9 protein-coding genes are annotated in these 13,097 nt (G+C 52.4%); 6 read left to right on the top strand and 3 right to left on the bottom strand.

Annotated features, from left to right (window positions below; translation table 11 throughout):
* Window positions 1-31 precede the first annotated feature (31 nt).
* The 6 genes from AAHB90_RS24975 (at window position 32) to AAHB90_RS24950 (ending at window position 7,109) form a co-directional block, all read left to right on the top strand.
* Complete coding sequence (locus AAHB90_RS24975) at window positions 32-700, top strand: ABC transporter ATP-binding protein (protein WP_342087954.1); 669 nt, start codon at window positions 32-34, stop codon at window positions 698-700.
* The gene (locus AAHB90_RS24970) at window positions 666-1,829 is read left to right on the top strand and encodes an ABC transporter permease (RefSeq protein WP_342087953.1); all 1,164 of its coding nucleotides are present in this window, start codon (window positions 666-668) and stop codon (window positions 1,827-1,829) included. The genes AAHB90_RS24975 and AAHB90_RS24970 overlap by 35 nt, the downstream gene beginning before the upstream one ends.
* A 1-nt stretch (window position 1,830) precedes the next feature.
* Complete coding sequence (locus AAHB90_RS24965) at window positions 1,831-2,277, top strand: hypothetical protein (RefSeq protein ID WP_342087952.1); 447 nt, start codon at window positions 1,831-1,833, stop codon at window positions 2,275-2,277.
* A gap of 32 nt (window positions 2,278-2,309) precedes the next feature.
* The gene (locus tag AAHB90_RS24960) at window positions 2,310-4,871 is read left to right on the top strand and encodes a zinc-dependent metalloprotease (RefSeq protein ID WP_342087951.1); all 2,562 of its coding nucleotides are present in this window, start codon (window positions 2,310-2,312) and stop codon (window positions 4,869-4,871) included.
* Window positions 4,872-5,462: 591 nt separating this feature from the next.
* The gene (locus AAHB90_RS24955) at window positions 5,463-6,440 is read left to right on the top strand and encodes a CHAT domain-containing protein (protein WP_342087950.1); all 978 of its coding nucleotides are present in this window, start codon (window positions 5,463-5,465) and stop codon (window positions 6,438-6,440) included.
* 15 nt (window positions 6,441-6,455) lie between these two features.
* Window positions 6,456-7,109 carry a hypothetical protein gene (locus AAHB90_RS24950; RefSeq protein ID WP_342087949.1) on the top strand — a complete coding sequence of 218 codons (654 nt, stop codon included), beginning with the start codon at window positions 6,456-6,458 and terminating at the stop codon, window positions 7,107-7,109.
* 10 nt (window positions 7,110-7,119) lie between these two features.
* On the opposite strand, the gene AAHB90_RS24945 is transcribed toward AAHB90_RS24950, so the two are convergent.
* Genes AAHB90_RS24945 through AAHB90_RS24935 form a run of 3 tightly spaced genes read right to left on the bottom strand, consistent with a single transcriptional unit; the run spans window position 7,120 to window position 12,693 of the window.
* Entirely contained in the window at window positions 7,120-8,379 is a 1,260-nt protein-coding gene (locus AAHB90_RS24945; protein ID WP_342087948.1) for a T9SS type A sorting domain-containing protein, read from the bottom strand.
* Complete coding sequence (locus tag AAHB90_RS24940; protein WP_342087947.1) at window positions 8,312-9,322, bottom strand: PorP/SprF family type IX secretion system membrane protein; 1,011 nt, start codon at window positions 9,320-9,322, stop codon at window positions 8,312-8,314. The genes AAHB90_RS24945 and AAHB90_RS24940 overlap by 68 nt, the downstream gene beginning before the upstream one ends.
* Before the next feature lie 5 nt (window positions 9,323-9,327).
* Complete coding sequence (locus AAHB90_RS24935) at window positions 9,328-12,693, bottom strand: PKD domain-containing protein (protein WP_342087946.1); 3,366 nt, start codon at window positions 12,691-12,693, stop codon at window positions 9,328-9,330.
* Window positions 12,694-13,097: the final 404 nt, after the last annotated feature.

The raw sequence follows: 13,097 nt of genomic DNA, 5'->3' as shown, positions 1-13,097 counted from the left end.
GACCAATCATGACCACACCCCACAAATCCCCATGCTGCAAACCACTTCCCTGACTAAAACCTTCGCGAATGGCGCCACCTTACGTTTCCCGGATTGGAACGTCGGCTCCGGCGAGCAGTGGCTCTTACTGGGCGAATCGGGAAGCGGGAAAACGACCTTGCTGCATATACTTGGTGGATTGCTGCGGCCTTCGCAAGGGCGTGTGGTGCTGGATATGAAGGATTTGTATGCTCTTTCTGCCCAGCAGCTCGACCGGTTTCGCGGGCGGCGTATTGGCATTGTTTTCCAACAACCGCATTTGATCCGAAGCATGACCGTGGAAGAGAATCTTGTACTCGCGCAACGTTTCGCAGGGTTTGGGAAGGATGTTTTGAGGATCAGGGAGGTGCTGAATGCATTGGATATGGACCATAAACGAGGCAGTTACCCGCAGCAACTGAGCCAGGGCCAGGCGCAGCGCGTGGGCATTGCACGGGCGCTCGTGAACCGGCCGGCATTGCTGCTGGCCGATGAGCCTACCAGCAGCCTGGACAACCGCAATGCCGATGCCGTGATTCGTCTGCTATCCGGGCTGGCGGCCTCCGAAGGTGCTACGCTGATTATTTCCACGCACGACGACCGGGTTAAAGAGGCTTTTTTCAAGGATTTTATAATCGATCTTTCCCATGAACGTATTTCTGATCAGTTGGAAAAATCTTAAAGCCAACCCGACCGCGCTTGCATTGAACCTGCTGCTGGTCGCATTCGGTACGGGAATGCTGGCCATGCTGCTTCTGGGTGTGAAGCAGGTGGGAGAGCGGCTGCGCGACAATGCAGCAGGTGTGGACCTCGTAGTGGGCGCGAAGGGTAGCCCGTTACAGTTGATCCTGAGCAGCATTTATTTTATTGACTTTCCAACCGGTAATATCAGCGAGAATGAGGCGCGACTGCTGGCAGCTAACCCGATGGTGAAAAAGGCGGTACCGCTTGCATTAGGAGATAACTACGCAGGTTTCCGCATTGTGGGCACCGATACGGGTTATGTAAGCCTGCGCGGCCTGGAATTGGCGACGGGCCATTTTTGGACGAAGGCATTTGAAGTCGTTATCGGCGCGGAAGTGGCGCGGGCGCAGGGCCTGAAAGCCGGCGACCGTATTTATGGTTCGCATGGGCTTTCGTCGGACGAGGATGTTCACCAGGATCATCCCTATACGATTACCGGTGTTTTGAAAAGGAAAGGAAATGTGGCCGATAACCTGGTGCTCACCGGCCTGGAAAGCATCTGGGAAATGCATGGCGCGGAGGATAAACGGGAAATCACTTCCATGCTCCTGCAATACCGGTCGAGAATGGCGATGGTGGCCATGCCCTCGATGATCAACCGCTCTACGACCATGCAGGCGGCTTCTCCGGCGAAGGAAAGCGCGCGGTTGTTTGCATTAATCGGCGTTGGCGTGGACGCGATACGCTGGTTCGCCATCGCATTGATGCTGCTGGCGGGCGTAAGCGTATTCGTAAGCCTTTACAATTCCCTGCGCGAACGCGTGTACGACCTCGCGGTCATGCGTGTGATGGGCGCATCGCGTGAGGTGATTTTTGCGATGATCCTGCTGGAAGGGGCTTTGCTAACCACATTCGGCTCACTAGCCGGAATCGTACTGGGGCACGGCGCACTGCATTGGATAGGTTACTGGCAGGACTCGCCGCAGGCGCGGCTGGACGCCCTCGTGTTTTTGCCCGAAGAAGCCTGGCTGTTCGGTGCCGGCCTGCTAATTGGGGTGGTGGCCGCACTATTGCCGGCCATCCAGGCCTACCGGAACGATATTTCTGAAACCATGTCGAAAGTTTGAAATGATTCTTACCAATAAATGGCTGTTGTTGATTTTCCTGCTGTCGGGATACGCCGGTATGGCCCAGCCGCCGGCGCATATCCCGCTGATGAACGACACATGGAAGCTCATCGCACAACGTACCTACAAGAAGAACGCCGATTTTAAGATGGTCCCGGCGTTTCCGGCCCGGCTGGAGGCGTTGCAGAACAAGACCGTCGAATTGCCTGGCTACATGATCCCGATCAATGCCGACCTGAACCACAGGGAGTTTATGCTCGCGGTGGTGCCGATGGACCAGTGCCCTTATTGCGGGCAGGGAGATATTCCATCGATGGTGGAGATCAAAATGGTGAAGGAAGTCGGGTATACCGACAAGCCTGTGAAGATCAGGGGTAAGCTGATGCTGAACAAAACCGGCGATTTCCGGTCGGAGGTGTTCCTGCTCCAGGCCGAGCAGGTAAAATAGTATTTAAATCATTCATCCATAACCCGAATCCTATGAAGTTGAGATTCTATGCATTGGCTGTTTTACTGGCAGCCGGTACCCTCAGTTTTGCGCAAAATCAGGGCGCAGCGTCCGGCCAGCGTAGTTCCACGCCTGGGGCAACGGCCCCCGCAACGAGCATTGCCTCCGCCACACAAGGCATGAAGAAGTACGAAGGCTTTTTTAATTTCTATTATGATGAAAAAACAGGAAGGGTGCTGCTCGAAGTGGATAAGCTCGACAAGGACTTTCTTTATTTCGCGTCACTTTCGGAAGGCGTAGGCAATGGCGGTCCCGAGCGAGGACAAGCGTCTTCGGCACTCGCCAAATTCATAAAAGTGGGCCCGAAGGTACTGCTGGTGGAGCCAGTAACCAATTACCGGGCTATTTCGCAGAATGTCGACGAGCAAAAAGCGGTGGAGAATGCATTCGCAAAATCGGTCATTTGGGGCTTTGCGCCGGTGGCTGTGGAGGGTGAAAAACTGCTCGTGGATCTCACACCGTTCATCATCCGCGACAGCCAGAACATCGCAGCCCGGCTAGGGGTGCGGCGCGTGAGCGGGCCCGTCAGTGTGCCGCAGCCAAGCAGCGGGGGAGGTACCTACCGGCTCGACGAATCCCGCTCGGTTGTTTACATGGAAAACACGAAAAACTTTCCTAAGAACACAGAATTCGAAGCGATGGTCACCTTTACCGGCGGCTCGCCGAATGTGAACCGTTTTGGAGGCGGAGGCAGCAGCCTAGCGCCCGACCCCGGCGCGGTAACGATCAATATGCACCAATCGTTTGTGGAGCTGCCCGACGGCGACTACAAGCCCCGGCGCTTCGATCCGAGATCCGCATTCGGGATGTTCAGCTATATGGATTTTTCTGCGCCGATGACCGAGCCCATCGTCAAGCGGTTCATTCGCAGGCACCGTCTGGAAAAGAAAAACCCGGGTAATGCGCCCAGTGAAGCCGTGGAACCCATTGTGTACTACATCGACCGCGGCGCTCCCGAACCCGTGAAAACCGCATTGATCGAGGGCGGCGCATATTGGAACGAAGCATTCGAGGCGGCCGGGTTCAAGAATGCTTTTCAGGTGAAAGAATTGCCGCAGGGGGCCGATCCGATGGACATCCGCTACAATGTCGTGAACTGGATCAACCGCACCGGTGCGCCGCGCGGCTTTTCGTCTGGTGCCTCGTATATCGATCCCAGGACAGGAGAAATCATCAAAGGCGTTGTAACGCTCGGTTCGGATCGCCACCGCCAGGATTACCTCATCGCCGAGGGCCTTTTGCAGCCTTATGAAGATGGTAAAAAGACCACCAATGCCATGCAGGAGCTCGCGTTGGCGCGTGTAAGGCAGCTTTCGGCCCACGAAATAGGGCATACGCTTGGTTTTAACCACAATTTTGCCGCCAGTCCGAAAGACCGTGGATCGGTGATGGATTATCCGTTTCCAAGATTTTCGCTGAAAGCGGACGGTACGGTCGATATTTCCGATTCTTATGCAAAAGGCATCGGCGCCTGGGACAAGCGCGCAGTGATGTGGGGCTATACCGAGTTTCCGAAGGGTGCCGACGAAGAGGCGGGGCTTGAAAAAATCATGCAGGAAACGCTCAAACAAGGCTTTTTGTATATCCCCGACATCGGTGGTAATGCGCACCCAACGTCGCACCAGTGGGACGACGGCGCTAATCCGATCGATCAGATGACCAATATTATGAAGGTCCGCAGGAAGGTTCTCGATAATTTTTCCGAAAAAGCCATTCAAAAAGGCGAGCCGATGGCGACGATCGAGGAAGTGCTGGTGCCGATTTATCTGCTCCATCGTTACCAGGTTGAAGCCGTGGCAAAGTCGGTGGGAGGGCTTTATTTTACCCATGCTGTCAAGAACGACGGCCAGGTAACAACCCGGATGGTCGAGCCGAAAGAACAATGGCGCGCGCTCGAATCGCTGCTCGGTACGATCACCCCCGAAGCGCTGGCATTGCCGGATGCGCTGATCAGCAAAATTCCGCCCCGCCCGAGTGGTTACCCGGCGAGCCTGGAAACCTTTACAGGTCACACAGGTCCGACATTCGACCCCATTGCGGCTGCCGAAACCGCGGCCGGTACCACGCTGTCCTACCTGCTTAATCCTGAGCGCGCCGCGCGCCTGATTGAGTACAATGCACGCGATGCCAAGCAACCTGGGCTGATGCCGGTAATCGACAAGCTTTTTGAGAAAACCTGGAAATCATCCCCATTGGACGGATACAAGGGCGAACTGCAAACTTTGGTTAACAACCTTTCGCTGAAATACCTGCTCATGCTTGCCGCCGACTCCAAGGCACCCGAAAATGTGCGTGGTGAAGCGTTGCTGAAAGTGGGAGAACTGAGCGACTGGCTGAAAGGGCAGCTTGCCACGGCAGCACCCAAGCAAAAGGCGAATATGTTGTTCGCATTGTCTCAAATCGACGAGTTTGGCAAGAACCCCATCAAGTTTGAACCCGGTTCGGTGCTCGACATGCCTCCGGGCGCGCCGATTATGGGGCATATGGACTTCATGGGATGTTCGCAAACGCATTCAGGCGAGAATTCGCAGTAGGATTTTATTCGGGTGCTATGAACGCTCACTTTTCCAACTCCCACTCCGCTGAGCTCTTTGGTTTCCGTTTTAAATTGTAATTCGAATCGAAATAGTAGACACTGCTTGCATCACAGCCTAGCCCAATAAGTGGTTTGTTGACGGTTGTACTTTTGCTTTGCGCAAAAGATTGGGATATTGTCGCAAGAAATACACTTGCTCCGAGCAAAACGGCTGTTAGTGAAATCGCCACTACGATGATTCTCTTGTTGGTCGAATCGAGGCTTTGAAATACTGAGTTCATGGGGTAGTGAATGAGTTGTCGAGAAGCGAGCAAGATAAGATGCATTAGTTAAGGATAAACCCGACCAATGTTACTATTGTATGAATTTTGGGAAAACCCGTAGGCCACAACAGCGCAGAACCTGGGCGTATTCCCGGTTTGTCCCTGGCTATCATTCCAATCAGCCGGATACCTATATACTCGTCTATCTGACCTCCGACGGCCTGGTCACGGATTGTGATCTCGTTGAAAGATAATAGCTATTTGAAGCGAATTATACAACAAATTGAAGCTATATTTATAATGGAAGAAATCAGTCTGTAACGAGTATGCCCGCCAGTACGTCTAACAGTAGCCCTATTAACACGCCTGTGGTGTTGTCCTACTTTTCGCAAAGCGGTGATCCGAACGATCCTTATCTGGATTTTTTACAGGACGAGTACCGCGTTATCACCGATTCGTGGGAAAAGTATCAGCAAACAGCCTCACCAAAAAGCATTAATGTGTTGTATCCCGCGCGTGGCGCAGCGGACCCCAGGCAGATCGACGACGATATCCGCGCATTCAAGCATCGGATCATCCTTTTTCATTTCAGTGGGCACGCTGGTTCGCAGCACTTGCTTTTCAAAGATGGCTCCGCTTACGCCAAAGGACTTGCCGGATTGCTCGGTGAAGCGCAAAACCTGAAAGTCGTCTTTTTGAACGGCTGCGCGACGCACGATCAGGTTAACCTCCTGTTTGAGAAAAACATAAAGGCCGTGATCGCTACCCGGGGAAAGGTCAATGACGGCGTTGCCAAAGACTTCTCGAAAAACTTTTATGAAGCCGTCTCTTCCACTGATTACACCATCCGGGAGGCATTTGAACACGCGGTCAACACCATGATCAAGGACGGACGAATCGCGCCGGAAACTTCGACGGCATTGAACAGCTGGCGTGGAATTGTCAAGGAAAGCAGCGACGATAAGGACCGGTGGGAGTTGTTTGTCAGGGAAGGTTTTTCGGAACTTGACAGCAAGGACTGGTGGAAAATAGGCGTCATCACACCGGGACGGAAAGAATTGATATCAGGCGGCTCATTCTGGGACCGTGGACAAATATGGCTTTCGGCACTGCTCTTCGCGCTTGGGTTGGCCATTATCGCATACGGGATTTTCTTTCAAGACGACATCAAGGTGGCCGGCATCGGTGTTGCTTCCTGCTGTGTTGGAATCTTTGGTTTTAAAAACCAGCAGCGTTACGTAACAGCCGAATTAAACCCCGAGCTGGTAGATGATTCCATGCGCAAAAAACTCCGACTCTTGTAATCCTCTCCAGACCCTATGAGCACTCTCCCAGAATTTGAACACGCGCAAAGCCGCCTGAGCCAGGAAATTACCTCCCTTAAAAAGCAAAGCGTACTGGCGCTGGCATTGGCCGTCGTTTTCATTATCTCGACCATTGTCCTGGTGATCCAGGTGAAGCATGCGAACAAACAACTTAAAGTTTCCGAAGACAGGCTTCAAATAATGAACGACAGCATTCAGGATCTTAATAAACAACTGAACACCTGGCGGGTTTCGCTGATCACCAAGGAGCCGGAGAAACCTAAGAAAGACATCAAACCATCCAGGCCGCATATTTCGGCAGGTCATGAGATTGCCGTACCCGTTGTGGTAGCCGAGCCGCCCAAACCCTTTCTTGGTCTGATCGTTTACATTCACGATCGCAAGGGTAGCCAGGTTTCGGATACACTGAAAGCAGCGCTGCTCGAAAAAGGCGCGATCGTCCCTTCCATCCAGCATATCGGGAATTCAGTCAGGTTTGGCAACGCGGTTAAATACTTTCATCCAAATGAAAGTCAGACTGCTGAAACCCTGAAAAGTCAGCTAGACGAAATTCTTGGCAGAAAGGCGATCCTGGCCAGGGTCCCGATCCGCTACCTGGCCAACGACAAGGTACCGATTGGCCAATTCGAAGTCTGGATCGATAAATGAACGATACCGATCAATGCTTGACAACCCGGTAAACACGTTCTTTACCCGATTCTTCAATCCGTAATAGGTACACGCCCGGAACAAACTTGGCGATGCTGAGACTTTCTTCTTGCCTTTGAAACTTCCCTTGCCAAACTGAAATCCCCCGGCTGTCGTACAACGTGACATTTCTGGGACGCGCGGTTTCAAAGGTGATTTGCAAATACTCTCTGGCCGGATTTGGCGCTACAATTACACGCGCATTCACAGCTCCGGGTTCCGCCGTAATGAGCGATACCATCACCGTAGAAGGAGCCAATACATTCCCGAGACCGCATTGGCCATACACAGTCAGCAGCTTGTAAACCTGGCCGGGTAAGGCCTGCCAAAGTATCACGGAATCGACGGCGCTGGCAGTATACATGGTTTGCTTGTCGTTGCCCAGGCCAATTTCGTATTGCCACGGGCCGCTTCCCGATAACAGCACGACAGCTGCCGGATCGCTGCCCTCCTTATAAGCAGCAAAGTCGGACGCAAATTTGGCAGTAGCTTTTTGTCCGGTAAACAATGCCGACCGGTAAGCACCACTGGCAGTACCCGCATCGGAAGCCACCACGCGAATGCGGTATTGTTTGCCTGCCGAAAGATCGAGCGGGAGCATTGCGCGCAATAGAGAAGCTTTTCCGGCAGTTGGGATCGATTTGAATGTCCTTCCAGTAGAGTCCGAAAGCTGAACGGTCAGCACATTGCCCGGTGTGAATAAGCCGATTTGCTCGAAGTAGACAAGAATCGAATCGCCCACGCAAAAACCAAAAGTGGGAGAGCCAAAGCTTGTTACGTTCACGGTACGCTCGCTGGGCGGATTTACTTCCACCGTCGCGCTGCCCGACCATTTCCCGACGCCACAGCTATTGGATACGGATGTAAAAGTATAAGTAGTCGTTTGTTCAGGCTTTACGCTAATGAACTCATTTCCGGAACCGCCGAAAAAAGTACCTTTTTTGCCGTCTGAAAGTTGATAGCTGACCGTTTCAGGGACGGTGTTGTCGGTCTGCACAAACAATAGTGTTTCCCCACCGCTGTTGATAACGGTGCTTCCGCTGATCGTCGCGTTCACCGGCCGGGTAATGTAAATACCGAATTCACTGCTCAGCTCCGACTCCCTGTAAGGGGCAGACTTCTTAATGAAAAGTTTACTCCTGTTGATCGTAGGTCGTCTTGCATTAGTAACGAAGGCACTTACGTGCCCTGCGATCAGTCGTTCTTTTACCGGCGAAACGGAACAGTGCATCGACGCCATACCAGATTGATATTTCAAAAGACCCGGTATCCGGGCCGAGGGATGACACGGAAAGGTCGTAACTGGCCTGGATAAGCATATTGCCATATGCCCATCCGGCGGTCCCAGTCAGTGCGTCGCGGCGGGTGTTGCCCCAGATCATCCCACGGTACCACATGCCCGCGACCAGTGGTGAAAATATCAGGTTAAAGCCAGCATCCAGTTGTCGCGAGCTTCCTTGCTTTCTTACCTGTATGCCCAAGTTCAGCGCGCTTTCCCGGCTCAGGTCACTGCCAAGATTATTGCCAAACAAAGCCGGAATGCCAATGGGGATTTTGGAGCCGAGCTGAACGTTGATCCGTTGATGGTCGATGCTGACAGGACTATTGACGCCCATATTGTGCCAGGCACCGCTGATCCAGTAAGATGCGTAGTCTTCATGCCTGGGCACGTATTCAAGAATGCCGCCGACCGATAGGGTAAACCGGTTTTGTTGGATGGCACTTCCGGAAAGTGGGTCCGGGCTGCCCAGAAAATCGGAGACATAGGTAAGGTCGGTCCCGTTCCACCGGTTCAATGCCCACGCAGCCTGTACGCCGCCGATCAGCCGAAGCTCCTTCTGGCCGTCGAGGTACACCAATTTCGATAACTGGCTGGAGAGCTGATCACTTTTCAGCGCATTGCCGCGTTGGTCGTGAAGCACCTGGACTCCCAGGCCAATTTGCTGGTCTTCGGCATAAGTGTCGAACGAGAATGCGGCAGTTTGAAATGCCGTGCCCACGGTTGCCCATTGATTACGATAGTTGGCGATCAGGCGGGGAGTTCCCGCATCTCCGGCAAGTGCAGGATTGGCGTAAATGGGGTTTGCGTAAAATTGTGAAAATTGTGGTGACTGTGCCCGGACCGAACTACACAGGAAACAAATCACGGCGGGAAAAAGCAGAATTCTTTTCATAAATGTTAGCGGGCCAGGTAAATGTTCCCCCGTAGTTTTCCGGATTTTTTTTGGTCAACATAGAGCACGTCGGCTTCGTAAACGTACATATCTGCGGGCATCGCCTTGCCACCGAAAGTCCCGTCCCAGGATTCGCCCGCTTGCTGGCTGCCAGGTTGGACATCTTTCATTTCAAAGACAATTTCTCCCCAGCGATTGCGGATCCGCAGAAGACCGATCCTGCTGATCCCCGCCCCGAACAATGTATAGCGGTCGCCGATGCCGTCGCCGTTAGGGGTAAATGCCTGAGGGACATCCACCTGGCATTCCCGTACTACAAATGCCGCCGCGCGTTCGGTTGAATCCATGCAGACCCCGCCCTTTATCGTCACCAGTTTTACATCGTATATGCCGGGTTCGAAGGGAAGGGCAGGCACTCTCGCTTCGGCAGTCCGGCCATCGCTGAAATACCATAAGTATCGGTCAGCAGGTTCGGAATGATTGAGCAAGACTACCGGGCCGGGTGCGCAGAACAGTGAGTCGCCGACGAAGCCAAAATCGGCTTTGGCAGGGGAAACGATGGTTACCGCAGCTTTTTTAGCGACCACCTTGCAAGCCTGTGTGTTTCGGAATAGGCTCAAAGTCACCTGGTAGGTTCCTTCACCCGGATAAAGATGTTCGGGGGAATGGCTGAGCGAATCAAGCGGGCTCCCATCTCCGAAATCCCACACAAACCCTAATTCAGGAGGCGACTGGTTGACAAACTTGACGGAGGAATTATTGCAAGCCAGGGAGGGATTTTCAAAGGTTCCGGCGGGTGATTCGCTCGTTCTGATAGTCAATTGAGTAGAGTCGGAGCCGCAATCCGTGTAGGCTATAAGCGTCACTTTGTACTCGCTTTTGCTTTTGGAAAATGCGTGCGTCGGATTAGCGGTGGTGGCAATGGTTCCATCGCCAAACCGCCATAACCAGCGGACAGGCTTGGGAACCGAAGCGTCCTTGAATTGCACAACTTCACCCGGGCATACTTCCGATTTGGAAATGGTATACAATGCTTTCACCGTGCTAGGGTATACACGAATGGCCACCGAGTCATTGTCCGCTCCGCATTCGCCGGAGACCTTCAACCTGACTATGTATGTGCTGGCGCTGTCTTTCGCCGAAAATTGGTGAGACAGTGTATCGGCGGCGGATGGCAACGTGGTGCCATCGCCAAACGACCACACCGACGTTTTTTTGTCGTGGCCCGTGGACCGATTGGAAAATAGGAGAGAAGCGGGGGTGCACCTGAGCATTGTGGAATCGACGCCGATCTCGGCACGCGTGCCCGGCCGGACGGTGACCTCTTTAACATCGGTCTGCTCCCCGCAGGCATTGTCAGCCGCTACGCTGATTTCATATACGGAATCTTTTCTGCTCGTATTATCAAATACGCTGCCTGGAAGCTGGAATCCTTTAAAAACAGTCTGGCCATTTACTTTCCAAACATATTCGATGCCAGGCTCGGCATCGCCATTTACCTTGAAGGACACCTTTAAAGGAGCGCAGCCGGCTGTTACGTTTGGTATAAAACTGATTTTCGCAGGCGGACGCGTAATCGTAACTTCCCGTGTAAGCGTGTCGGCACAAGTACCTGCGCGTGCGATAAGGGTTATGGTTTGTTTACCGGGAGACAATTGCAATCCTGGATTCGCCTCGTTGGCAACGACTACATGATTGACCAGCCACACATACGCTTCCGCGCGCGACGACGTATTGACCGGGTTAAAGGCCTGTCCAGCGCAGCCATCCTGAATTGAAAAGTCCGCTTTGGGGCTACCAATAGTTACCTTTGCCTGCGCTTCTGCCTTGCAACCGGTCTTGCTTGCGACGCTGTACCGTATGTCAAACTCATTGCCGGATAATCCTGTGGTAAACAGGGTGTCTCCTTTGATGCAACCCGAACAGGAAGCCGTTGCCCATTGGCCGCCTGCCGGGGTTCCTGAAAGTTTGATCCAGGCTGTGCCTTCGCATATGGACTTGTTATCAGCGGTGGCCTGAATACCTTCAACAGACACCTTCACAGATGTGGTCATCACGCATTTACCTGTGCCGCGGGTGTAGGTGATATTGAAAGTACCGGGAGTTTTGGGGACAAAGAAATTCTGTCCGTTAACGGTTTCAAGGGCCTCTCCGCTCCATTCACCGCCCGGTAGATTGGCGGTAAGCAAAATGCGCCCGGAACTTGTACAGACGAGGGTATCCTTGGGAATGGACACAATTTTTACAGGTTGGGCCGGTGAAACGTTGAATGTATCACTTGCCGTTTGCGTACCACAGGCATTCTGGACTTTGGCGACGACAATATAAGGCACGGACGCAAATTTCACAGAAATCTCCTGCCCGGCCGGGAATGAGGTGCCATTCATTGTATAAACTGCCCCAGGGATAGGATTAGTAACTCTGTAGGCTATTTCTTCGCAGACATCCGGCTGCGGGGTAATGGACGGCGCTGTGGTACTAATTACCTTGTATTTTCGGGTGATCTTCCTGTTGCCGCAACTGTTGTTTACGGTTAGCGTAATCGTATACTCTTTGGCCTCTTCCAGTTTGATCTTGATGGCCGCACCGTTGATACTAGTATTGCCCTGAAAACTGTACTTTCCCCCATCAATGTCCCAAGCGTAGCCAGACTCATCCTGTGAGATACTCCCGTCGAGGTCGATAACCCCGCCGCCGGATAGGCACACCACCGTGTCTTTTTCAATTATCGACACGCCCGAAACTTTAAAGTCCGCAACAGGTGGTTTGGCGAGTTTAAACTCAGTCTCCGCGGTACTGGAACCACAAACTTTGGAAGTGGCTGTCAATTTGACCTTATAGGTTTTTGCCGGGTCTGTAAAAGTAAGATACGGGTAGGTGTCAGTGCTTGTTCTGCCGTCGCTGAATTCCCATAGAAAGTCGACATCGTAAGTGGGGCAGCTTTCGTTCCTGATCGTCACGGCAGCGCCTGCGCAAGCGGCGTCGATCACCGGCCTGGCCTCCGGCCTTTTCTTAAATATCAGCAAATAACCCTTGTTATCATTTCCGCAGCTTACGGCGCGAATGTTGAAGTTGTATTCAATTTCGGCATCACTACAATTCTTGGCGAATTGTCTAAGGTCATAAACATGTGTGGCTTTCTTTTCGGCGGTCAGCGTGATGCGCTCCGTTTTGCCGTCGCCCCACCTGATTTCATATTCTTTCGTGTCACAAAAGCCAGGTTTAAGGTTAAGACAAAGTTCATAGGTTGAGTCGCTGGGGGTTACGCAAAGCTCACCAGTGCCGGTACAGAACTGAAAGTCGACGGGTATTTGCGCATGCGCAGAAAGGGCCAGGCATAGGCACAGAAAGGTAAGTAGAATGTATTTCAATGCAATTTCATTTTGATAACACAGAAAGACGGAAGGTTGGAATCAAAAGATTCGGCATTAAAGATAGCAGTCCGGGACAAATAAGTCACCAAGCTTTGACTGTCTGTAACTTCATAGGAGCCGAACCAAAAACACTTGCTGCAATTGTCGAAACGGACTTTCGACAATTGCAGTTTTTCAAGGATTTAAATGAAAAAAGCTCCTTAGCGAAAGCTAGGGAGCTTTTGTGCCCGCAACCGAACAAATGCCGAACGAAATGCTAGCTGATTTAGAGAAAATAGTTTCTTTAACTACGTCATCATTCAATCAATAGTACAACTACTATGCGATCTTGAAGCGGTGACTGGCCTGACCGTTATTTCAATGCATAGGTGTGGTAACCGCCATCAGCAACCACCTCCGTA

The sequence above is a fragment of the Dyadobacter sp. OTU695 genome, from assembly GCF_038440355.1.
GTDB lineage: Bacteria > Bacteroidota > Bacteroidia > Cytophagales > Spirosomataceae > Dyadobacter.
The sequence above is the reverse complement of the archived record's forward strand: the minus strand, read 5'-3'. Positions and strand labels throughout refer to the sequence as shown.

Coding starts and splice junctions, on each gene's coding strand:
- AAHB90_RS24960 (WP_342087951.1), top strand. CDS start 2,310: ATGAAGTTGAGATTCTATGCATTGGCTGTTTTACTGGCAGCCGGTACC.
- AAHB90_RS24950 (WP_342087949.1), top strand. CDS start 6,456: ATGAGCACTCTCCCAGAATTTGAACACGCGCAAAGCCGCCTGAGCCAG.
- AAHB90_RS24955 (WP_342087950.1), top strand. CDS start 5,463: ATGCCCGCCAGTACGTCTAACAGTAGCCCTATTAACACGCCTGTGGTG.
- AAHB90_RS24965 (WP_342087952.1), top strand. CDS start 1,831: ATGATTCTTACCAATAAATGGCTGTTGTTGATTTTCCTGCTGTCGGGA.
- AAHB90_RS24940 (WP_342087947.1), bottom strand. CDS start 9,322: ATGAAAAGAATTCTGCTTTTTCCCGCCGTGATTTGTTTCCTGTGTAGT.
- AAHB90_RS24975 (WP_342087954.1), top strand. CDS start 32: ATGCTGCAAACCACTTCCCTGACTAAAACCTTCGCGAATGGCGCCACC.
- AAHB90_RS24970 (WP_342087953.1), top strand. CDS start 666: ATGAACGTATTTCTGATCAGTTGGAAAAATCTTAAAGCCAACCCGACC.
- AAHB90_RS24945 (WP_342087948.1), bottom strand. CDS start 8,379: ATGCACTGTTCCGTTTCGCCGGTAAAAGAACGACTGATCGCAGGGCAC.